Source organism: Novosphingobium sp. MD-1, assembly GCF_001014975.1.
In the GTDB taxonomy this organism is placed as follows: domain Bacteria; phylum Pseudomonadota; class Alphaproteobacteria; order Sphingomonadales; family Sphingomonadaceae; genus Novosphingobium.
This window is the reverse complement of the sequence record NZ_BBXA01000033.1, coordinates 16,144-36,903: the sequence shown is the minus strand read 5'-3', so window position 1 is coordinate 36,903 and position 20,760 is coordinate 16,144. Positions and strand designations below refer to the sequence as shown.

The following is a 20,760-nucleotide window of genomic DNA, read 5'->3' as shown; positions in this document are numbered from 1 at the left end:
CGCCAAGGTCGGCGTGGCAGCGGCGGGAAGTCCGCCGTCCCATCCCGGATCAGCCCGCGCGAACCTGCGCGAAGCGGGCGGGCGTTTCGCCCAGATTGATCGAGAGCCGCGCGGCGGCGTCGATCGCGATCGGGCGCAGCTTTTCGACGTAATCGTCGGTGAAGCGCGCGCTGGGGCCGGAAAGCGTGATTGCGCCCATCAGTTTGTGCCCGGCGCCGAACACGGGGACGCCGACCGCCGCCATTTCCGGATCGACGCTGCCGATCGAGATGACGCAGGCATTGTCCGGCGTAAGCGGGGCATAGGGCATTGCTTCATAGTCGCGCAGGATGGTGGACGCGGCGCTGCGGTTGAGTTCGCGCCGGTCGCCTTGGCGGATCGAATAGTCGCGCACGGTATGGCGCCCTTCGGCGCGGAACAGGCAGACCTGGTATTCGCCGTCGCGGATGAAGAACGATGCGCCTTCGGCAGTCTGCGCCACCAGATCGTCCAGCACGGGATCGATGAACTGCCGCAGGTCGAAAGCGTCCTGGAACACGGTGGACAAGGCCAGCAGGCCTGCGCCGAGCTGATAGCTCCCATCCGCGCGCTGCCAGACGAAGCCGTACTTTTCGAGCGATCCCATCAGCCTGAGGATGGTGCTCTTGTAGAGGCCGGTAATGCGCGAGATTTCCGCAAGGGTGAGGACCGGTTTGTCGTGCCGGAAGGCGTGAAGGATATCGAATGCGCGGTCGACCGCCGCGACGCCTGCCTTGGAATTCATGATTTTGGGATGCCCCGCCTAAGCCTTATTGGTTGTTCTATTTAGCAGAACGTCGGTTCAATCTGTCAATGGCTATTTGCGGCGAAAACAAATGTTCGGTGAAGGAACCAGCACATGACCGATCTGCCCTCGCGCGTGTTTATCAAGGAAGAAGGGCCGCGAGAAGGCTTCCAGATCGAGAAGCGCCTGATTCCGACCACGGAAAAGATCCGGCTGGTCGATGCGCTTTCGGATACTGGGCTGGAGTATATCCAGGTCACTTCGTTCGTTCATCCCGGCAAGGTGCCGGGCATGGCTGATGCGGAAGCGGTCGTCGCCGGGATGACCCCGCGCGAGGGAGTGCGCTATGCCGGGCTGTGGCTGAACCAGCAGGGGCTGATCCGCGCTATCGCTACGGGCAGGCTTTATCTGGAGGGCAAGCTGACGCTCTACGCGTCCGACGCTTTCCTCAAGCGCAACCAGAACCGGGATCCGCAGCAGCAGCTTGCCGCCCAGCCGGAACTGGTGAAGATGTATCAGGCGCATGGAATTCCGGTGCGCACCGGCTTCGTGACCGCCGCGTTCGGCTGCAATTTCGAAGGCGACGTGGCCCCGGCCAAGATTGTCGCGCTGGTGAACGAGATGCGCGCGATCGCGCGCGATCAGGGGGAAGACCTTTCGCTGATCGGGCTCGGCGACACGATGGCCTGGGCCACGCCCGAACGCATCCGTCGCGTGGTTGGCATGGTGCAGGACGCCAACCCAGACGTGGACCTTTCGCTCCACCTCCACGATACGCGCGGGCTGGGCCTCGCCAATGCCTATGCCGGGCTGCAGATGGGCGTGCAGCATTTCGACGCGGCGGTAGCCGGGCTGGGCGGTTGCCCGTTCGCCGCGCATGCCGGCGCGGCCGGCAACATCTGCACCGAGGATTTCGTGCTGATGTGCGAGGAGATGGGTATCGAGACCGGCGTCGATCTGGAAAAACTGGCCGAATGCGCAAGGCTGGCGGAAGAGATCGTCGGCCATCCGCTGCCCGGCAAGGTCAAGACCGGCGGTAGCCTTGCCGCGCTGCGTTCGCGCATCGCCGCGTCGTGATGTTCGCCTGATCCTCGCGAAAGCCCGATCGATGAATGCCTGCCTGACGCCGCTTTCGCGGCTTTCCGCCATCCGCAGCGCCGCGCTGGCGCACTTGCCGCGATCTCTGGTCATCCTGCTCGAAAACGTGCTGGCGCACGAGGCCGAGCCGGCGCCGCTGGTCGCGCGGTTCGAGGAATGGCTGCAACGCGGCGAGGCGATGGCGGAACTGCCGTTCCGCCCGGCACGCATCCTGATGCAGGATACCGCCGGTGTCGCGGCGATGGCCGACCTGGCCGCGTTGCGCGATCATGCCGTGGCGCACGGCCATGCCCCGGGCGAGGTCGACGCCGCGATTCCGATCGATCTGGTCATCGATCATTCGGTACGCGTGGATTACAGCGGCACACCGGAAGCGACGACTCGCAATCTGGCGCTCGAATACGCCCGCAATGGTGAGCGTTACCGCTTCTTCAAATGGGCCGAGCACGCCTTTCCCAAATTCCGCGTGGTGCCGCCGGGGCAGGGCATCTGCCACCAGATCAACCTGGAGATGCTGACCAACGGTGCCGTTCCCGCGCCGGAAATGCCCGGCGGCTGGATGGCGGAGACTGTCATTGGTACGGACAGCCACACCACAATGGTCAACGCACTGGGCGTGCTTGGCTGGGGCGTGGGCGGGATCGAGGCGGAGCAGGCCGCACTCGGCGCGCCGGTGCCGATCCCGCTGCCGCGCGTGTGCGAAGTGGTGCTGACCGGCGCCCGGCCCATTGGCGTGACGGCGACCGATATCGCCCTGCACGTGGCCGCGCGGTTGCGCGCGGAGGGTGTGGTCGACCAGATCGTGGAATTCGATGGCGTTGCACTTTCCTGGCTTTCGCTGCCCGATCGAGCGGCCATCGCCAATATGTGCCCTGAATACGGGGCGACGGCTGCGCTGTTTCCCGTCGACGAGGAAACGCTGGCCTATCTGGAGACGATGGGCCGCGATGCCAGCGTGCTGGCGGCCTATCGCGCCTATGCGTTGGAAACGGGGCTATGGCGCGGGGCAGGCCCGGCGCGACGCTATTCGCGCTCGCTTGCCATCGCGCTGGACGAGGTCCGGCCGGTCATGGCGGGGCCGCATCGTCCGCAACAGGTACGGACCTTGTCCGAGGTCCGCGCCAGTCTCGAAAGCCGGTTTCCCGCGCTGGCGCCGCCGGTCGACCGTGCCCATCCGGGCAATGGGGCGGTGGCCATCGCGGCGATCACCAGTTGTACGAACACCGCGAATCCCGAGGTGATGCTGACGGCGGGGCTGGTGGCGCGCAAGGCCATCGCACGAGGACTGTCGGTTCCCGGTTGGGTCAAGACCTCGCTTGCGCCAGGCTCGCGCCGTATTGCCGCGCTGCTGCTGCGGGCGGGGTTGCAGGACGCGCTCGATGCGCTGGGTTTTCACGTCGTGGGTTTCGGCTGCACCACCTGTGTCGGCAATTCGGGCGATCTCAAGCCCGCATTGACCGGACCGGACGCGCCGGACCTTTTGGTCTCGCTGCTTTCGGGCAACCGCAATTTCGAGAACCGCATTCACCCCGCGGTCGGCGCGAACTATCTCGCCTCGCCGCCGCTGGTTGTGGCCGGAGCGCTGGCGGGCAACCTCTATGCCGATCTTTCCGCCGATCCGCTGGGGCATGACCGGAACGGCCAGCCGGTGTTCCTGCGCGACATATGGCCCGATCCGGATGAGATCGCGCACGCGATGACGCACTGGCGCGATAGCACTGCCGAAGCTGGCGACACGGAAGCCTGGGCAGCGCTGGACGCTGCTTGCACACCGCAATTCCCCTGGGATGCGCTATCCGCCTTCATTCAGCCACCGCCTTTCTTCGACGAACCACGCACGGGGCTGTTGGGGGACATCGTCGATGCACGCGCCTTGCTGGTGCTGGGCGACAACGTGACCACGGACCACATTTCCCCGATCGGGCGCATCCAGCCCGATACGCCGGCCGCGGCCTATCTGCGATCGACCGGCGCTGCCGAGGGCAGCTTCGGCAGCTATGGCGACCGGCGGGCGAACCATCACGTTATGCTGCGGGGCACGTTCGACAACGCGCGACTGGAAAACCGCCTCGTCAGCGCGCCGGGCAACCGGACGATCGGGCCGGACGGGGCGGAATGCGCGATCCATGACGCGGCTATGGCGTTCGCGGCGCTGGGCGTGCCCGTGGTGGTGCTGGCGGGCGAGAACTACGGCACTGGTTCCGCGCGCGACTGGGCGGCCAAGGGAACGGCGCTGCTGGGTGTTCGCGCGGTCATCGCCCGCAGCTTCGAGCGCATCCATCGTGCGAATCTGATTGCGCTGGGCGTGCTGCCGGTAGTCGTTGAGGCGGATCTTTCGGGCGTGAGCGCCGGGGCGAGGATCGCGCTGCGCGGCGTTGCAGCGCTTTCGGAGGCGGACCGGACGCTGGTGGCCGAAATCCTCGAGCCGGGGCAGGACGAACCGCTGCGCCTGGATGCGCGGGCCGATGTCTGGTCGGACAGCCAGTTCGCCATGCTGCGCGATGGCGGCCTGTTCGCAGCGTTCCGCAAGCGGTTCGGCGGCATGTGACCCGCCGCCCCCGGAGCCGCGTCGGGCGCCGGAGGCGACAGGATTTTCAGAGCCGGAATACGCGTTCGGCGTTGGTCTGCATCAGCTTCTTCTTCGCGCCGTCGGCTATGTCGAGCAGGTCGTGGATGCGCACCTCTTCGGGCACGTACTGGTAGGGATAGTCCATCGCGTACATCACGCGGTCTTCGCCCAGCACATCGAGGCACAGCTTGATCGCCGGTTCGAACGGCATCCCGCTGGTGGTCACCAGCACGTTGTTGCGCATGTAATGGAACAGGTCGTGCCGCAGCGGCTTCAGGCATGCGTAGCGTTGCGAACGTACGCCCGCGCCGTGCATGAAGTTCAGGCGATAGAGCCAGTAGGGCAGCGCTTCTCCCGCATGGCCGACGATGATCTGGAGATCGGGATAGCGATCGAAAATGCCAGAGGTGATGAGGCGGAGCAGATGCAGCCCGGTCTCCACGCCGAAGCCGAACACCGCGCCGTCCAGCCCGGCTTCGAGCATCGGGCCGATCATGCTGTCGGGCGGCGTGGTGGGGTGGATGTAGAGCGGATGGCCGGTGTCGGCCAGCGCGCGGAAGATCGGATCGAACTTCGGATGATCGAGATATTCGCCATGGGTGTGGCTGTTGACGAGCACGCCCCGGAAGCCGAGTTCCGCCCCGCGCCGGATTTCCGCCGCGCTCCATTCCGGGTCCTGCGGCGCGATCGCGGTCATGCCCACGTATCGGTCGGGGCGGGCAGCGACAGCTTCGGCCAGGATGGCGTTGGATGAGGCGCTGACACGGCGGGCGTCTTCCACGTCGACGTAGGCCTGCACGCCGGGGCTGGTCAGCGAAAGCACGGCCACGTCGATGCCGCTGGCGTCCATGTCGGCGATGCGTCCCGCGCCAAGATCGAGCAGGCGATCGAGCGTCTGGCGCGCGCGACCGTCGCTGTTCATGCCGTAGAAGCCCCAAAGCGAGGTAATGCCCCGGTCGGCCTTGCCGTCCTTCACCAGCCGGATCAGCAGATCGACCTGTTCCTGCGTGGCGAAGGCTTCTTCGGTGGCGATGCGGAGATAGCCGCGGTCGCCGCCGGTCCTGAGTTCGTGAGACATCGTGTCTATCCCGGTTGCAGCGGCTGGATCAGCCTTCGTGGACGGTCTTGGTGACGAGGCAGGCGGCCAGGCCTTCCGGGCCGTCCTCATGGCCATGGCCCGACCATTTCACGCCGCCGAACGGCGCGTCCGCCCCGCCGATGGTGGTGGTGTTGAGCGCCAGCATTCCGGTTTCGAGCCGGTTCTGGATCGTCTTCTGCCGCTTGGCGTTGCTGGTCCAGCAGTAAGCGGCAAGGCCGTAGGGCAGGCGATTGGCCTCCGCGATCATGGCTTCTTCACCGGCATAGCGGTTGATGAGCGCGACGGGACCGAACGGTTCCTCGTTCATGATCTCGGCCGAAAGCGGGGTGTCGGACAGCACCGTCGGCGCGAAGAAGAAGCCCTGGTTGCCGATCCGTGCGCCGCCGGTGTGAAGCGTGGCGCCGGCCCGCACAGCATCGCCGATCAGCCGCTCCATTGCCTCGGGCCGCCGGGCGTTGGCCATCGGCCCCATCTGTACGCCGTCCTCCACTCCGTTGCCGACTCGGATCGCCTGCGCGCGGCGGACGAAGCCTTCGAGGAAGCGGTCGTAGATGCCTTCCTCCACGATGAAACGCGTCGGTGCGACGCAGACCTGCCCGGCATTGCGGAACTTGTGCGGGACCACGGCGTCGAGCACCTGATCGACATCGACATCGTCGAACACCAGCACCGGGCCATGTCCGCCAAGCTCCATGGTCGTGCGCTTGAGGTCTTCGGCGGCGAGCTTGATCAGCAGCTTGCCGACCTGGGTCGATCCGGTGAAGCTCAGCTTGCGGATCACCGGCGAGCGCAGAAGATAGGACGAGACTTCCGCCGGTTCGCCGAACACCGCCTGCGCGACCTCCTGCGGGAGGCCGGCGTCATAGAGGCACTGCAGCACGCCCAGCGCGGAGGCAGGGGTTTCTTCCGCCGCCTTCAGGATGACCGAGCAGCCCGCCGCGATCGGCGCCCCCAGCTTGCGCCCCGGATTGCCCAGCGGGAAGTTCCACGGAGCGAAGGCGGCAACCGGACCGACCGGTTCGTGGCTGACCGTTGCGCGCAGTCCCGACGGACGCACGAGCGCGCGGCCATAGAGGCGGAACACCTCGCCGGCATAGAAACGAAACAGGCCGACGTTCATCATCACTTCGATGCGGGCTTCGGGCAGCGTCTTGCCCTGTTCCATGGTGGCGATGCGGGCCAGGTCCTCGCGCCGTTCCTCCATCAGTCGCGCCGCGCCTTCCAGCACTGCGGCACGTTCCTGTGGGGGCGAATGACGCCAGCGGGCGAAACCGCGCGCGGCGGTATCCAGCGCCCGGTCGAGATCGGCCTGCGTGGCGAGCGGCAAGTCGCCGAGTTTCATGCCGGTGGCCGGATTGACGACGGGAAACGTGTTGCGTCCGCCGCCGGTGACGCGCTCTCCGTCGATCATCATGTGGAGCGCGGGATACTGGGTCATGTTCATCCTCGGTCTGAATTTTGTTCTGTCAGATAGCACATAATTCTATTATGGCAACGAGCCCGAAGGCCGGCGCGCTCCATACGCCGGTTCCCCACAATCGATCCGGAGGATCAGATGGACGTGAAGTTGTTGATCGCGAACCGGGACGTGGCGGCCGCCTCGGGCGCCATGTTCGAGCGCGCAGGGCCGCTGGGCGGGGTGGCGAGCCGCGCTGCGGCGGGGCGTGCGGAAGATGCGATCGCGGCGGCCGAGGCGGCGTCACGGGCCTTTCCCGGCTGGGCCGCGCACGGGCCGAACGCGCGGCGGCGCCTGCTGCTGGCGGCGGCCGACATCATGGAGGCGCGCGGGGAAGCCTTCACCGCCGCGATGGCTGCTGAAACCGGCGCATCGGCGGGGTGGGCGCACTTCAACGTGCATCTGGCCGCAAGCATGCTGCGCGAGGCGGCGGCATTGACCACGATGGTGCGAGGCGAGACGATTCTCTCCGACCGACCTGGCTGCCACGCGATGACGGTGCGCCGCCCGGCCGGTGTGGTGCTGGGCATCGCGCCGTGGAACGCGCCGGTGATTCTGGGGGTGCGCGCGGTGGCCGCGCCCCTTGCCTGCGGCAATACCGTGGTGCTCAAGGCATCCGAGCAGTGCCCCGCGACCCACCGGCTGATCGGCGATGTGTTCCGCGATGCGGGCTTCCCGGAAGGCGTGGTCAACGTGGTGACCAATGCCCCGGCCGATGCGGCCGAGGTAGTGGCCGCGCTGGTCCGCCACCGCGCGGTGCGGCGGATCAATTTCACTGGATCGACCAAGGTGGGCCGGATCATCGCGACGCTGGCGGCCGAACAGTTGAAGCCGGTCCTGCTGGAACTGGGCGGCAAGGCGCCGATGATCGTGCTGGACGATGCCGACCTTGATGCAGCGGTTGCTTCGGCCGGTTTCGGCGCGTTCATGAACAGCGGTCAGATCTGCATGTCGACCGAACGGATCATCGTGCATGAGGCCGTGGCCGATGCTTTCATCACGAGGTTCCGCACCCGTGTGGAGGCCCTGCGCGCCGGCGATCCGCGTCAGGGCGCGGCACCGTTGGGGTCGGTGATCGATACCGGCACGGCGCAGCGCATCCGCCATTTCATCGAGGATGCGGTGGGGAAGGGCGCAACGATGCTGGGCGAGGCGGGCGACGACGCCACGCTGCTTTCCGCCGTAGCGCTGGTCAACGTGACGCCTGACATGCTGATCTATGCCGAGGAATCGTTCGGTCCGGTCACCACGATCCTGCGCGCGAAGGACGATGACGATGCGGTGCGCATCGCCAATGACACCGAATACGGGCTGACATCGTCGGTGTTCGGCCGCGACATCGCGCGCGCGCTGACCGTGGCAGAGCGGATCGAGGCGGGCATGTGCCATATCAACGGCCCGACCGTGCATGACGAGGCGCAGATGCCGTTCGGTGGCACCAAGGCTTCCGGCTATGGCCGTTTCGGCGGCGAGGCGGGCATTGCCGAATTTACCGAACTGCGCTGGATCACCATCGATACCGGCAAGCCGCATCTGCCGATCTGATGCCGGCGCGGCGCGCCTTCTTTTCGATCAGGGTCCCGCCTCTGATGCTGACACTCGCGTTCCTGTTGCGACTTCCCCGAAGCGGCCATCCATTCCGTATGATGGCCCGTGGCTCAAGATGCGAGGCAGCCCCAGTCAATCAGGGCCGACACATTGCGTTCGACTAAAGTCGAGAGCAGGCGGTCTTCCAAATCTCCCGGTGGGATTGCGAGAACGGCGCCGACCGAAAAATGCAGCGCAATCGGAAGAGAAGCCTTGAATTCCCGGCGGGCTTGATCGAGCGAGTATGCCGGATCACAAACGGCAATCGCTGCCTGGTGCGCCTTGATCATGCCTTCTTCAACCGCGCGTCGGTCTGCAGGCTCCAGAGAACCCGATAGAAAGTAGGCCAGATCAAACATCGGGCTGCCAAGCGAGGCAAACTGCCAGTCGATCAGCCAGGCTCGCGGGCCGCTGGGCAGGTCCTCGAACAGCACGTTATCGACCCGCGGCTCTCCATGGATCAGCGCTTTGCCCACCGGCAAGTTCAGGATGTCTTGCTTAGCCCGCCGCGCGAAATGGTCGATCGCATCGAGACAGCCACTTGTCACGCGATTACCGAAACGATCGCGGAACGCTGCCGCGGCCGCAAGCTGGACGTCTGCGGAGTGGCTGGCACCCCGCTTGCGATCGAGCAGCCACGCGGCCGAGCCCAGGTCCGGATGATCCCAGTACGCGGTATGGAGCCTGGCGAGTTCGGCACCGACCGCCACAGCTTCGGCCGGGCTGCATCCTTCGACCTGGCTGACAGCCCGGGTTGTTTGTGAAAGATCCTGCAACACAAGGTTAAGCGTCCGCCCATCAGCCCCGGCCTTGCTCCAATAGCATCGGGGTGTCGCAAACTGGGTCTGCGCACCAAAGAACGCGTAAGCCGATGCTTCGCGCCGGTAGACATCTTGCGTGGCAGCGATATGGGCGGCGGCGGCGATGTCGGTGGTTATCTTACAAACGACCGACCGGATCCCCTCTTCGGCATTGGCATTGTAGGTGATCGCAGTGCGCCCGGTGACCGACAGGTTGCCGTGCCCGATCGGCACCGAACGGCTCAGCGAGATCCGCTGAGAGTCGATGCCCGCATGCTGGAATACCGCCTGCAACCATTCGGGAGTCACTTGATCAAGGCTGGAAATCATCGTGGGAGCCGGCAGGTTTTGCGGAACCGAAACGTCACCTTCGCGTCCCCATCGGCCCGCTACGTAGCTTGAGTTCCAGCAATCGGTGAACTTGCCGTCAACCGCCTTGAAGACTTCGATCCCGCACAGCTCGACCCTGCCACCTTTGCGGGTATGCATGTTCCATACCGAGGTGACATACGTATCGTCAGCCAGAAGCACCTCGTGTTCAAAATAGGGCTCCGCTGCTTCGCTTTGCTGCTTTACCCGGGCAATCTGGTCTTCGAGCGAAAGGGCAGTCGTGCTATTGGGATCATGGCGAATGATGGGATCAGAGCAAAGCTCGCGGATAAGGTCAGCGTTGCGGTTATTCCAAACCTCGGTCCAGTAAAGCTCGATCAGTTCACGCGGAGTGCGGCTCGCCATCCTCAACCTCAATCATTGATTTTAATTGCGCGATTAAGAGCAGCCTCTTTGAAATTGTTCAAGGTGCAACGAGCACCCGGCAAGCTCCGTCCGATAAGGGCATTGGCAATCCTCGCCGCGATATCCGACGTGCCGAACGTCCTTTGCGTTCGTCTAAGGCAGCCGCGCGTTCATTCGCGCAATCGTAAGCGGGGTTCCGGCGGCACCTTCCGAGATGTTGTGACCGGCGCTGATGGGGGTGAATGGACGACACCAGGCTTACGACCGCATCGGACACCGTCAGGCGCGTGATTGCGAGCCATTCCATTGCTCCTTCCCGGTCCAGACCACAGGTGGTGGACGAGTCTGTCAAAAAGCGGGGCGGATCGGGCCATACCAGCGTGCAGATTGGAGACGGACGCCTGAGAGCCGATAGTGGACGCGCACGGCTGTGCGCGCGGTAGGAAGCTAGCGCTCGAAGATGGCCTGAGCTTCTGGAAGGAGATTCCTCATGGTGCGGCTGTCCCGCTCGGGCGGTTACCCGTCCATCCCCGCGTCGTTCTTCGGCATAGTTCTGGGGCTTTCTGGCCTGTCTAACGATTGGCGTGCGGCTCACGCCGTATGGGGCCTGCCGGTGACTGTCGCGGACGGGATCCTTGTCGCGGCGTTCGCCGCGTGGCTGTCGGTGAGTTGCCTGTACGCTCTAAAGTGGGTGTGGGCGCCAGCTTCCGCTGCGCAGGAAGCCGAACATCCGGTGCAGTGCTGCTTTATCGGGCTGGCTGGCGTGAGCACGCTGTTGATCGCACAAGGATTTCTGACGGTGTCGCGGACTTTGGCGGTCGTTCTTTTCATTCTCGGGGCCAGTTTCACGTTGTTGTTCGCACTCTGGCGCACCGGCATCCTCTGGCGCGGCGGGCGCAGCGATGCCGCGACGACGCCGGTGCTCTATCTTCCGATGGTTGCCGGCGGCTTCGTGACCGGGACGGTCGCCGCCGCATTGGGGTGGCGGGAGTGGGGACAGATTGCGTTCGGCGCGGGGTTCTTCACGTGGCTCGCGGTGGAATCCGTCCTGCTTCTGCGCCTTTACACAGCTGAGCCGATGCCGGCTCCGATCCGTCCGACACTCGGAATCCAGCTCGCACCGCCGGCAGTCGGGGCGGTTAGCTATCTCGCGGTCGGTCCAGGCGCTCCTGACCTGGTGGCGCACATGTTGATCGGATACGGCATTCTTCAGGCGATGTTGCTCTTGCGCCTGTCACGGTGGATCGCGGAGCAGCCCTTCGGGCCCAGTTACTGGGCTTTCACCTTCGGAGCGACGGCGCTTGCCGGAGCCATGGTCAAGCTGGTGCCAGCCGATTCAGGAGGTGCCATCGCTATTCTCGCTCCTGTCGTCTTCGCTTTGGCCAACATCCTTGTTATCGCCATCGCCATTGGGACGCTGGTCCTGCTGATGCGCGGACGTTTGCTTCCGAGCGCTCAGCCGGTCGCGCAGTCCCCAAGCGTGAATTGACAATCACCTACCCTCGGCAGGGTGGACCCTACCGAAGTGTGGATCCGGCCCGTCGAGCGTCCAATAGTTCGTCCGAGCGCGTCTTGCGAAAGTCCTGCCATCGAATCCCGGCGCCGGATGCGCCGACAACATGCAGGGAAGGACGATCATGCGTCTCGGACAAAATACTCGGCTGATGCTTTCGGCGGCGGCCGTTCTCTCGGTCTCAAGCATGGCCTTCGCGCAGACGGCGCCGACACCGGTGCTGCCGATCGTTCGGGGTGATTACCGGCTCGCCACCTATGGAGAGACGATCGACAAGCTGGTTGCCGACTTCATCGAGAAGCACAAGCTTCCGGGCCTGTCGATGGCGATCGTTCAGGCACCCTACATTCCCCGGTCGGCGGGTTATGGGAAGACGAGCCTCGACCTCGATGAGCTCGCATCGACCAAGACGATGTGGAACATCGGACCGGTAACGCAGGCATTCACGGCCGTGGCGGTGATGCAGTTGAAGGAAGCGGGCAAGCTCGACCTTAGCGACCCCATCTCACGGCATGTACCAGGCCTGCCTGCCGCGTGGCAGCGCATCACGATCCTGCAACTCATGCAGCACAGCTCCGGCATTGCTGACTACAGAGCCCGCCTCGACGACGCGAAGCAATATAAGCCGACGGAGCTTCTGGATCTTGTTCGCGCTGAACCGCTCCGTTTCAAGAGCGGCACGCAGGTCGCGTTGAGCGCAACGGATGCGGCGTTGCTCGCGCTCGCGATCGAGCATGCGAGCGGTATGCCCTATCGCGAATTCGTTCGACGTCATCAGATCGACCCGATGCACCTCGATAGCACGATGTTCGCCCATGAGTTCGCGGCTAAGGCGAAGATCGACCGGCCTGCGTCCCATCCGGGCGACAATCAGCATTCGCGCTTCAAGGCCGAGGAACCCTTCATCAACCCGGTCGAACCGGCGACCGGTTACCGCATCGTCGGGGGACAGGCGATGCCCGTGCCGCCGGAGGCGTCGTCCAACCTGTTCGGCTTCGGTGATCTGTGGTCGTCCGCCGAAGACATCAGCAAGTGGGACATTGGCCTCGCCGGCTCGGCTTTGGTCAAGGAGCTGGTCGATCGCGACGTAATATACATGCCGACCAAGCTCGCCAACGGAACCGTCGTTCCGGCGATGCTGGGCTGGGAGTTCACGCATCATCCGGGTTTCATGGAGGTCAAGGGCGATTCCCCGGGCTTCAGTTCCTATCTCAGCCGCTTCACGGCTTCCGATGAACTCGTGTGCGTGACCTTGCTGACGAACAAAGAGGGCGTCGACCTTACTGTCCTCGCCCGTCAGATCGCTCAGGCATACAAGTCCAACCTTGGGCCGGGCGTGGATCAGGCGCAGATGGTCGTCCAGGAAAGCAAGTACGGTCCGGCCGAGACGGTCTCGCGGATCCGGAACGCGCTCACCGAAGCAAAGGTGCCGGTGTTCGCAACCGTCGACCACGCCGCAAACGCGCAACGTGCGGATCTCCAGCTTCGTCCGACGACAGTCATCACGTTCGGGAACCCCAAGGTCGGAACAAAGCTCATGGACAAGATCCAGGCGATCGGCCTCGATCTGCCGCTGCGAATGCTCGTCTGGGAGGATGCCCGCGGTCGCACCTGGGTCGGCTATTCAAACCTCGACACACTCGCGGCCCGCTACGGGATCGAAGACTCTGCCACGATCGCGGCGATGTCGATGTTCATGGACGGTGTCGCCCGACGGGCGGCGAACGTCTACGCTTACTGAGGTGGCGGCGATGCTGGAACAATCGCTCGATCGGCGCCGGGCTTTCGCGGTCCTGGGAGGCACAGCTGCGCTTGCGGCACTTCCTGGGGTAAGTCTTGCTCAAGATGCCATGCGGCGACCGGATGCGGTGGCCTCCGGGGCTGGCGCATTGGCGGACCTCGCCCGCAGGCTCGCCGCCGCACCGAGGCGACGCGGTTTCGACAAAGTCCCTTTCATGATCGACCACGCAGACCACTGGGATCATGAGGCTTCAGAAATCCTGTTATCCTTTCGGGGCGACAAGAAGCAGATGTGGGAGGCGTCGGACATTTCTTCGGCTTGGCTGAACCTGATGCGGGAATCTCTGAATGGTCAGGTATTCGCCCACCGGCATCCGGATTTCCTCGCGGTCGCGGCGGTGCACGGGACAGCGCATCTCACGTTGTTCGATCAGAGCATGTGGGATCGGTATGGGCTGGCGGCGAACGCAGGCGGCAAGTTTGCGGCGAACACATTCGTTGCCGAGCGGGAAGGGGTCGCCCCGACCGACGATCGACAAAAGATCGACGGCTTCTACGGCGTCGGCAACAACAGCATCCGGACTCTGCAACGGCGTGGGGCTGTGATGATCGCCTGCCACGACTCGATCCACGCGATCGCCCGCGGAGTGGTGGCGAAATCGGGCGCCGGGGACCCGGACATGGTGGCGGCCGACCTTACAAACAATCTCATCGAGGGCGTGGTTTTGGTCCCCAGCGTGGTCGCCTACATCGTCGAGCTGCAGAATGCCGGATTCACCTATGCGAAGGCTGCGTAAGCGCACCGACGTTCTCACAAACTGACGCTTGGCTTGCGCCGCACCTGTCGCCGGACAGCGGCATGCGTCGTGCAGCGGACGCGAGAGAGCGACATTGCCGGCGGGCTTAAAACGCCGGCCGGAGAGATGCGAAATCCTGAAACTGGACACGTTCTCCCAGTGCAGGGTCGTCCGGTGGAACTGCGGCAAGTCGCCGGCAACGCGTCGACGCGATGCGCGATCAAGTTGTGCCATGGCCTATCATGCATGAGAGGTAGTCCACGGTGAGGCGGTCTGTGCCCGTATCCTCGATAGTGGACCGGGTATCCTCGATGGCGACCTCGAAAAGCCGTTCGATCCGTTCTTCACCACCAGGGCCGCAGGAAACGGAATGGGGCTTCACATCTGCCGTTCCGCAGGCGAAGCGATGGGCAGCTACCCGAACGTCCCCGATCGTCAAAGACATCGACGCGCAGGGACCAGCTTCTCGTCTGACCTGCCGTTTGTCCAACCGCAATGGATGTCGGCTGCTGAACCCTGTTGCTGCTCAGCGTCATTGCGTGGCTTCGCTGATCGCAGTCGGACGATCACAACGGCAGAAGGATATGAGAATGCCCCGGAGCGTCGCTCCGGGGCATTCAATCATGAGAGCGCTTGGAACGGCTTGATGCGCTCGACCATCAACGCTCGATGAAGGCGGGGATGTCCGGGTCAGGGACGTGGACACGGACCGTTGGCATACAACGGGAGCAGCCAGACGGGACGGAGGCAGCCGCTTATGCAGCCGCCCCCAAGATTGAGACCGCCTCGTTGGTCGACCACAGCGCGTTTGCGAACCAGCGGAAGTTGAGGAGGGCGGCCGCGTAGGCGTCACCTTCCGGGATCTTGCTGCCGGCGGTGGCGTCGCGGACGACGGCGACTTCCAATCCGTGCTCGGCGAAGTCGCGCAGGTGTGACTCGACACAGAAATTCGCCGCCATGCCTGCAAGGATGACTTGCGTGGCACCCGCCTTGCGTAGCTGGAAGAGCGTGTCGTTGGTCTGCGGACCGGCAATCTTGTGCGGCGAGCACACGATGGTGCGTCCGTCCTCGATCACATCTTTCAGCACCGGGAGCCAGTCGGCGCCGGAGTCTTTGAAGCCCTCGATGGAAAGCGGGTCTTGCCGCTTAAACATGCCCAGCTTGTGCATGAGGCTTTCGCCAGGAGCGTTGAACTGCCACCGATCGTCGTGCGGATAATAGTAGTGAGGGGAGATAATGATCGGGATGTCGGCGTCACGCGCCGCGAGCATCAGTCGACGCAGGTTCGGGACAGTGCCTTGCTCTGCGATGCTCTCGGCAAAAACCCCATAGGCGGCTCCGTTCTCGCCCAAGAAGTCGATTTGCGGATCGGTGATCACGAGCGCGGCCTTGTTCCTGTCGAACACGAAGCTGCTCGGGGGAAGCGCGGGGTCGGACGGATCGGCATAGGCCGGGTTGCTAGGCGTGTAGGACATCGCTTTCCTCGTTCAGGTTTGCTGACGTCGGGATGCGCCTTGTCGCGATGCCCCACCATTCTACCAGGGATGGCGCAACTACATACGATGGTCGGTTGATGCCGCCGATCTGAACCGCCCCGGCTTTTCCGGAAACCACAACAACTGAGTCACGCGACCATATCGAGGTCTCTTTGGCTGCATGGCTGCCATCCGGCGCTCCAGGGCACAGACGCCGCGGACTGAAGTGGAACTCGCTTCGGCGTCCGCTGATCCCGCGCCGTCCGATTTTTGCTGTGATGCATGTTAGTGAAGAGCGCTCACGCGCAACCCATCCCAGGTTGAGTTGTTCATGGGTGGTGCGCGACCCCGAACCGCATACCCGCGGTTGGCGCGACGCTGGAGGTCAACTGGCCAGCGTCTGCGGACTCCGCGATTGACACGTCTGCAAGGAGACATCGTATGCCGGACCAAACCTATACTGACGCTATCGCCTTGCTGAAGGCAGACCATCGCACGGTCGAAGACCTGTTCGCACAATATGAAGGGGCGAGCGGGGCAAGGGCGAAGAAGAAACTCGCACACCGGATCTGTGTCGAGCTTAAGATACACACCGCGCTCGAGGAGGAGATTTTCTATCCCGCCTTCCGGGGGAAGATCGAGGACGACACGCTCGATGAAGCCTATGTCGAGCATGACGGTGCCAAAGTGCTTATCAACGACATCGAGGCCGGGGCGCCCGGCGACGATTTCTACGACGCGAAGGTCAAGGTGCTGTCGGAGGAAATCAAGCACCACGTGCACGAGGAGGAGATGCCAGCCGAAGGCATGTTCGCCCAGTGCCGCAAGGCCGATGCCGATCTGGTCGCACTGCGCGACGCGATGCTGGCGCGCAAGCAGGAACTGATGGCGCAGGCGGAAAGCGCCGGCCTGCCGCCTGCCGAGCCTCATGCGATCAATCTGCAACCGGCCTGAGGCCGATGCGCGCCGTTCGCGAGAAGCGGGTACCTTCGGGTACCCGCGAAGGCGTGGTCACGCCTGGCGTGGCGTTGCCGCGCGAAGAATTGCGGGAAGGGACGATGCGGCCCCTAGCGGGCCTTTTCTCCCTTTTGGCAGAAGCGATAACCGGCGGCTATGTTGCCGCATGACCGGATAGGCGGATTGCGGTGCAGGGATGGAGATAGCCGCCGACAGACGCCCCTTCCTTGATCCCGTCCTTCCCGCCCGTCGTCAGAATTGGCCACCTGTAACCCTGGGCCTTCGGCATGCGAACGAAGGATATGGTCGGGGCTGAGATCGCCCTGCCGCATCGGGAACAACAAGCATGACAACGATCCGCACCGCCGTCGCGCTCGGGCCATTCTCTTTTGGAGGGAGCGCTGACGCTGGTTTCCGAATTCAGGGACACCGGCCGCATGCTCTGTCCCTGATGCCGTCGGTTCCAGCCGCCAGACTGCTTTTGCCGATCCTGCGCGGAGTTGGATGTTTCCTGCTCGATCAAGCACTTTGGAGCGCGCAGCCGGCATGAAAGTGCTCATCGTTCACGCCCATCCCGAACCGACCAGTTACAACGCGGCCATGACTCGACAGGCGGTGCAAACCTTGCAAGGCCTTGGCCATAAGGTGGTGGTGTCGGATCTCTACCGGATGGGCTTCGATCCCGTTTCCGATCGCCGCAACTTCCTGGGTCAGGTCGATCCGGTGCGTCTGAAGATGCAGGCCGAGGAATTGCATGCCGCCGCCATAGCCGGCTTCGCTGCCGATGTGCAGGAGCAGATCGACCGTCTGCTGGATTGTGATCTGCTGATCCTGCAATTTCCGATATGGTGGCTGGGAATGCCAGCCATTCTCAAGGGCTGGATCGACAGGGTGTTCGCCTGTGGCATAGCCTATGGCGGCGGGCGCTATTTCAGCACTGGTGCGCTCAGCGGCAAGCGCGCCATGTGTGCGCTCACCCTTGGCGGCCCGCGCGAGGTCTATAGCGCCGACGGCCTGTATGACGAGGTCGAGCAGATCCTGTTCCCCATCCATCGCGGCATCTTCGGCTTTACCGGCTGTACTGTGCTGGAGCCGTTTGCGGTCTATGGCCCCAATCGCATGGACGAGGAGGGGCGACGGGCTGAGCTGGCGCGCTATGCCCACCACCTCGAACACCTCGATGCGGCGCGCATCCTGCCCATGCCGCAATGAAATACAGACTGATGGGCCTTGCCTCAGCAGCAAGAGCCATGCCGCGGGCCATCCGAACCATTCGGCCCAACGTATTCCAGCCATCCAACGCGCTATGACGAGAATTTGTGCGGGCACGGGAATAAATCGATCCGCCGCACCGTCTGAACAGGGAACAGCGACGGAGCATCCCTCAAATGACCGCAGATTCCCTGATTGCCCCTCTTGATCGCCGCAAGGCCCTGCGTTGCATGGGTTGGGCCGGAACCGGCGCGCTTTTCACGCTGAGCGGCGGCATCGCCCATTCGCGGGTACTGGACGGCACGTCCAGCGCCGGCAACAGCGCTGCGGCCTTCAGCTTTGTGCAAATCAGCGATACCCATATCGGCTTTTCCAAGGCCGCCAATCCCGATCCGCTGGCCAGCCTGCGCCAGACCATCGCGCGCATCCGGGCGCTGCCCCGGCAGCCGGATTTCGTCCTTCACACCGGCGATGTTACCCATCTGGCAACAGCGGCTCAATTCGATACCGCGCAACAATTGCTCTCCGAAATCGGCGTGCCGGTCTTTGCGGTGCCGGGTGAGCATGACATGGTCGACGGTGCTGATCCGCGCGCCTTCAACGCGCATTTCGGTAAAGGCATCGTCGGGGATGGCTGGTTCAGTTTCGACCGGCATGGGGTGCATTTCATTGGCCTGGTCAATGCGGCGCTGCTCGGTGCCAGTGGGCAGGGCACGCTGGGGCGTGCGCAACTGGACTGGCTCAAGGCCGATCTTGCGGGCTTGTCCGCCTCCATGCCCGTTGTTCTGATGTCGCATTTCCCGTTGTGGCCCCTCTACCCGGACTGGGGCTGGGGCACCGCCGATGCCGAAGAGGCCTTCAGCCTGCTGCGCCGCTTTGGCTCGGTGACCGCGCTCAACGGCCACATCCATCAAATCCAGCGCAAGGTGGAAGGTCATTTGCTGTTCCACGCGGCACGCTCCACCGCCTATCCCCAACCCGCGCCCGGGCAAGGGGCTGGGCCAGGCCCTTTGGTCGTGCCCGCCGCTGAACTGCCTGCCCATATCGGCATGACCTCGCTGAGCGTGACTATGGTGGATGCGCCCATAGCCGTCACCGATCTGGCACTGGGCTGAGGGAGGGGGCGATAGTGAAATGGCAAATTCCAGCCAGAACCCTGGTCGTGCTGCTCACGCTGCTGCCGATAGCGGCGTATGCGGACAATACGGTGGCCGCCCGCAAGGAAACAGCAGGCGACTTCGCTCGCGGCATGCATCTCTATCAGGCGTGCATGGGATGCCATTCGCTCGACGAAAACGATGTCGGTCCGCGCCATCGCGGCGTGGTGGGGCGACGGGCTGGCACAGTCGCCGGCTATGCTTATTCGGGCGCCCTTAGCGCGTCTGGGTTAACCTGGACGCGCGCGAATCTCGACCGCTGGCTGGCCGGACCGCAAGCTTTCGTGCCGGGGACCAAAATGTATTACACCGTGCCCCGGTCGCAGGATCGGGCCGATCTCATTGCCTATCTGGCCCGCCAGAAATAGCACTGGACCCAAGGGCCTCCCGATGTTCAGCCGCCGGTCTATTCCCCGCTTGCGCATACCGCAGAGGCCTGATGCGGCTTTCGACAGTCCGCAGCCCGATCAAGCCGCGCGGTTTCGCGCCGCGATCGTACCGCATCTCGATGCCGCCTACACTTACGCGCGCTATCTTACCCGCGATACCGCGGCGGCAGAGGATATCGTGCAGGAAGCCTTTGCCCGTGCCCTGAAAGCGATGAGCGATTGCCGGGGCAACGAGAAGGCATGGCTCATGGCGATCCTGCGCCGTTGCCATCACGACTGGCGGCGCGCGCGGCGCTTCGAGCTTCCTGCCGAGTCCGAAGACGAGCATGAAGATGTCGCCGCGATGCGCGCGATGGAGAGCCATGTCACGGTGGGCGAGGTCCGCAACTTGATCGAGCAATTGCCGGAACCCTTCCGTGAGGCCATCGTGCTGCGGGAATTGCAGGAGTTGTCCTATCGCGAGATCGCCGACATCACCCAGGCCCCGCTGGGCACGGTAATGTCGCGCCTTGCCCGCGCCCGCTCGATGCTGGCGGACCTTGTGCTCAGGCCTGATGAAGCGCCGGGACGCCTGACGAGGCAAGAGAAACGATCATGACCGACGCCGCTTGCCCTGACCGTATCCTTGCGCTGCACGCCATGCTGGATGGGGAACTCGATGCCATCGGGGTTATCGGGTTGGAAGACCATCTGCGCCTTTGCCCGGCCTGCCGTCGCGAGTTCGACAGGCTGGACCGTCTGCGCGGCTTGTTGCGCGCGCCGGAGCTGCGCGATGCGGCGCCCAAAGCCCTCTCCGCGCGAACGGAGAGGCTGGCCGTGTCCGCGCGGCCGTCGCAACCGGTCCGCGCATGGCTGGGCGGAGCCTTCGGGGGGGCGATCGCGGCCAGTCTGGCCTTCTGGCTGATCATGCCTGGCGCCGAGGGGCCAGCGCTGCGTCAGGCATTGGTGGACAGCCATATTCGCTCGCTTCAGGCGGGGCATCTTACGGATGTTTCCGTTTCGGACCGGCATGTGGTCAAGCCGTGGTTCAACGGTCGCCTCGCTTTTGCGCCGCCGGTGCCCGACCTGTCCGCCGACGGCTTCGCGCTGAGCGGTGGGCGGCTCGATGTGATCGAGGGGCATGACGTGGCGGTGCTGGTCTATCGGCGGCATTTGCACACGATCAATTTGTTTGTGCGGTCTGGCCCATCGTCCTCCGCCGCATGGCGCGATGTTCCCCCTCAAGCGGGCTTTGGTATCAAGCGCTGGCAGATGGACGGGCTGGAGTTTCTGGCGGTATCCGATCTTGATCCGGCCGACCTTGTCCACTTCAGCGAGGCATTTGTCCGCGGCGTGCGTTCTGGCCATCCTGAACGCTAGCGCCGCAATAACGGTCGTTGAAAGCTGCGGGCAGCGCCGTCGAAACCGGTCATA

17 protein-coding genes and 1 pseudogene are annotated in these 20,760 nt (G+C 64.1%); 13 read left to right on the top strand and 5 right to left on the bottom strand.

The window, feature by feature from the left end; translation table 11 throughout:
* Window positions 1–49: 49 nt before the first annotated feature.
* Complete coding sequence (locus tag NMD1_RS17885; RefSeq protein ID WP_125956141.1) at window positions 50–763, bottom strand: IclR family transcriptional regulator; 714 nt, start codon at window positions 761–763, stop codon at window positions 50–52.
* A 114-nt stretch (window positions 764–877) separates the two neighbouring features.
* Between NMD1_RS17885 and NMD1_RS17880 the strand changes: the two genes are divergently transcribed.
* Window positions 878–1,840 (top strand): hydroxymethylglutaryl-CoA lyase, encoded by a 963-nt coding sequence (locus NMD1_RS17880; RefSeq protein WP_125956138.1) that lies wholly within the window; start codon window positions 878–880, stop codon window positions 1,838–1,840.
* Window positions 1,841–1,871: 31 nt separating this feature from the next.
* Window positions 1,872–4,409 carry an aconitate hydratase AcnA gene (gene acnA, locus NMD1_RS17875; protein WP_125956136.1) on the top strand — a complete coding sequence of 846 codons (2,538 nt, stop codon included), beginning with the start codon at window positions 1,872–1,874 and terminating at the stop codon, window positions 4,407–4,409.
* Between the two features lie 46 nt (window positions 4,410–4,455).
* Here the strand turns inward: acnA and NMD1_RS17870 are convergent, their stop codons facing one another.
* Both NMD1_RS17870 and NMD1_RS17865 read right to left on the bottom strand, forming a co-directional pair.
* On the bottom strand, window positions 4,456–5,508 hold the full coding sequence (locus NMD1_RS17870) for an amidohydrolase family protein (RefSeq protein WP_125956133.1): 1,053 nt from the start codon (window positions 5,506–5,508) through the stop codon (window positions 4,456–4,458).
* A 28-nt stretch (window positions 5,509–5,536) separates the two neighbouring features.
* A complete protein-coding gene (locus NMD1_RS17865; RefSeq protein ID WP_125956131.1) occupies window positions 5,537–6,967 on the bottom strand; it encodes an NAD-dependent succinate-semialdehyde dehydrogenase in 1,431 nt (476 codons plus the stop codon).
* 117 nt (window positions 6,968–7,084) lie between these two features.
* Here NMD1_RS17865 and NMD1_RS17860 point away from each other — a divergent pair, with 117 nt between their 5' ends.
* Window positions 7,085–8,530, top strand: coding sequence for an aldehyde dehydrogenase (locus NMD1_RS17860; protein WP_125956129.1), 1,446 nt, complete (start codon window positions 7,085–7,087; stop codon window positions 8,528–8,530).
* 113 nt (window positions 8,531–8,643) lie between these two features.
* Here NMD1_RS17860 and NMD1_RS17855 read toward each other — a convergent pair whose 3' ends face one another.
* Window positions 8,644–10,107, bottom strand: a complete 1,464-nt coding sequence (locus tag NMD1_RS17855) for a phosphotransferase (RefSeq protein ID WP_125956126.1) — start codon at window positions 10,105–10,107, stop codon at window positions 8,644–8,646.
* Window positions 10,108–10,597: 490 nt separating this feature from the next.
* On the opposite strand from NMD1_RS17855, the gene tehA reads away from it, so the two are divergent.
* The 4 genes and pseudogenes from tehA to NMD1_RS21780 all read left to right on the top strand — a co-directional run.
* Window positions 10,598–11,596 (top strand): dicarboxylate transporter/tellurite-resistance protein TehA, encoded by a 999-nt coding sequence (gene tehA, locus NMD1_RS17850; protein ID WP_125956124.1) that lies wholly within the window; start codon window positions 10,598–10,600, stop codon window positions 11,594–11,596.
* A gap of 148 nt (window positions 11,597–11,744) precedes the next feature.
* Entirely contained in the window at window positions 11,745–13,361 is a 1,617-nt protein-coding gene (locus tag NMD1_RS17845; RefSeq protein WP_158453998.1) for a serine hydrolase, read from the top strand.
* A gap of 10 nt (window positions 13,362–13,371) precedes the next feature.
* On the top strand, window positions 13,372–14,157 hold the full coding sequence (locus tag NMD1_RS17840; protein WP_125956119.1) for a transcriptional initiation protein Tat: 786 nt from the start codon (window positions 13,372–13,374) through the stop codon (window positions 14,155–14,157).
* A gap of 274 nt (window positions 14,158–14,431) precedes the next feature.
* Window positions 14,432–14,830: pseudogene (locus NMD1_RS21780) on the top strand (ATP-binding protein); the annotation flags it as partial.
* Between the two features lie 82 nt (window positions 14,831–14,912).
* Here the strand turns inward: NMD1_RS21780 and NMD1_RS17830 are convergent.
* The gene (locus NMD1_RS17830; RefSeq protein ID WP_125956116.1) at window positions 14,913–15,632 is read right to left on the bottom strand and encodes a cysteine hydrolase; all 720 of its coding nucleotides are present in this window, start codon (window positions 15,630–15,632) and stop codon (window positions 14,913–14,915) included.
* A 441-nt stretch (window positions 15,633–16,073) separates the two neighbouring features.
* Here NMD1_RS17830 and NMD1_RS17825 point away from each other — a divergent pair, with 441 nt between their 5' ends.
* The 6 genes from NMD1_RS17825 to NMD1_RS17800 all read left to right on the top strand — a co-directional run bounded on the left by NMD1_RS17825 (window position 16,074) and on the right by NMD1_RS17800 (window position 20,706).
* Window positions 16,074–16,586: a hemerythrin domain-containing protein gene (locus NMD1_RS17825; RefSeq protein WP_125956114.1), complete on the top strand. Its 513-nt coding sequence runs from the start codon at window positions 16,074–16,076 to the stop codon at window positions 16,584–16,586.
* A gap of 549 nt (window positions 16,587–17,135) precedes the next feature.
* Entirely contained in the window at window positions 17,136–17,801 is a 666-nt protein-coding gene (locus tag NMD1_RS17820; protein WP_125956112.1) for an NAD(P)H-dependent oxidoreductase, read from the top strand.
* A gap of 176 nt (window positions 17,802–17,977) precedes the next feature.
* Window positions 17,978–18,916 (top strand): metallophosphoesterase, encoded by a 939-nt coding sequence (locus tag NMD1_RS17815; RefSeq protein WP_233497781.1) that lies wholly within the window; start codon window positions 17,978–17,980, stop codon window positions 18,914–18,916.
* Between the two features lie 47 nt (window positions 18,917–18,963).
* Window positions 18,964–19,326 (top strand): cytochrome c family protein, encoded by a 363-nt coding sequence (locus tag NMD1_RS17810; protein WP_233497780.1) that lies wholly within the window; start codon window positions 18,964–18,966, stop codon window positions 19,324–19,326.
* Between the two features lie 22 nt (window positions 19,327–19,348).
* Entirely contained in the window at window positions 19,349–19,945 is a 597-nt protein-coding gene (locus NMD1_RS17805; protein ID WP_125956109.1) for a sigma-70 family RNA polymerase sigma factor, read from the top strand.
* Window positions 19,942–20,706 carry an anti-sigma factor gene (locus NMD1_RS17800; protein ID WP_125956107.1) on the top strand — a complete coding sequence of 255 codons (765 nt, stop codon included), beginning with the start codon at window positions 19,942–19,944 and terminating at the stop codon, window positions 20,704–20,706. Before NMD1_RS17805 ends, NMD1_RS17800 begins: the two co-directional genes overlap by 4 nt.
* Window positions 20,707–20,760: the final 54 nt, after the last annotated feature.

Excerpts from the sequence above, each read along its gene's own strand:
- NMD1_RS17885 (WP_125956141.1), bottom strand. The coding sequence starts at position 763 with ATGAATTCCAAGGCAGGCGTCGCGGCGGTCGACCGCGCATTCGATATC.
- NMD1_RS17880 (WP_125956138.1), top strand. The coding sequence starts at position 878 with ATGACCGATCTGCCCTCGCGCGTGTTTATCAAGGAAGAAGGGCCGCGA.
- acnA (WP_125956136.1), top strand. The coding sequence starts at position 1,872 with ATGAATGCCTGCCTGACGCCGCTTTCGCGGCTTTCCGCCATCCGCAGC.
- NMD1_RS17870 (WP_125956133.1), bottom strand. The coding sequence starts at position 5,508 with ATGTCTCACGAACTCAGGACCGGCGGCGACCGCGGCTATCTCCGCATC.
- NMD1_RS17865 (WP_125956131.1), bottom strand. The coding sequence starts at position 6,967 with ATGACCCAGTATCCCGCGCTCCACATGATGATCGACGGAGAGCGCGTC.
- NMD1_RS17860 (WP_125956129.1), top strand. The coding sequence starts at position 7,085 with ATGGACGTGAAGTTGTTGATCGCGAACCGGGACGTGGCGGCCGCCTCG.
- NMD1_RS17855 (WP_125956126.1), bottom strand. The coding sequence starts at position 10,107 with ATGGCGAGCCGCACTCCGCGTGAACTGATCGAGCTTTACTGGACCGAG.
- tehA (WP_125956124.1), top strand. The coding sequence starts at position 10,598 with ATGGTGCGGCTGTCCCGCTCGGGCGGTTACCCGTCCATCCCCGCGTCG.
- NMD1_RS17845 (WP_158453998.1), top strand. The coding sequence starts at position 11,745 with ATGCGTCTCGGACAAAATACTCGGCTGATGCTTTCGGCGGCGGCCGTT.
- NMD1_RS17840 (WP_125956119.1), top strand. The coding sequence starts at position 13,372 with ATGCTGGAACAATCGCTCGATCGGCGCCGGGCTTTCGCGGTCCTGGGA.
- NMD1_RS17830 (WP_125956116.1), bottom strand. The coding sequence starts at position 15,632 with ATGTCCTACACGCCTAGCAACCCGGCCTATGCCGATCCGTCCGACCCC.
- NMD1_RS17825 (WP_125956114.1), top strand. The coding sequence starts at position 16,074 with ATGCCGGACCAAACCTATACTGACGCTATCGCCTTGCTGAAGGCAGAC.
- NMD1_RS17820 (WP_125956112.1), top strand. The coding sequence starts at position 17,136 with ATGAAAGTGCTCATCGTTCACGCCCATCCCGAACCGACCAGTTACAAC.
- NMD1_RS17815 (WP_233497781.1), top strand. The coding sequence starts at position 17,978 with ATGACCGCAGATTCCCTGATTGCCCCTCTTGATCGCCGCAAGGCCCTG.
- NMD1_RS17805 (WP_125956109.1), top strand. The coding sequence starts at position 19,349 with ATGTTCAGCCGCCGGTCTATTCCCCGCTTGCGCATACCGCAGAGGCCT.
- NMD1_RS17800 (WP_125956107.1), top strand. The coding sequence starts at position 19,942 with ATGACCGACGCCGCTTGCCCTGACCGTATCCTTGCGCTGCACGCCATG.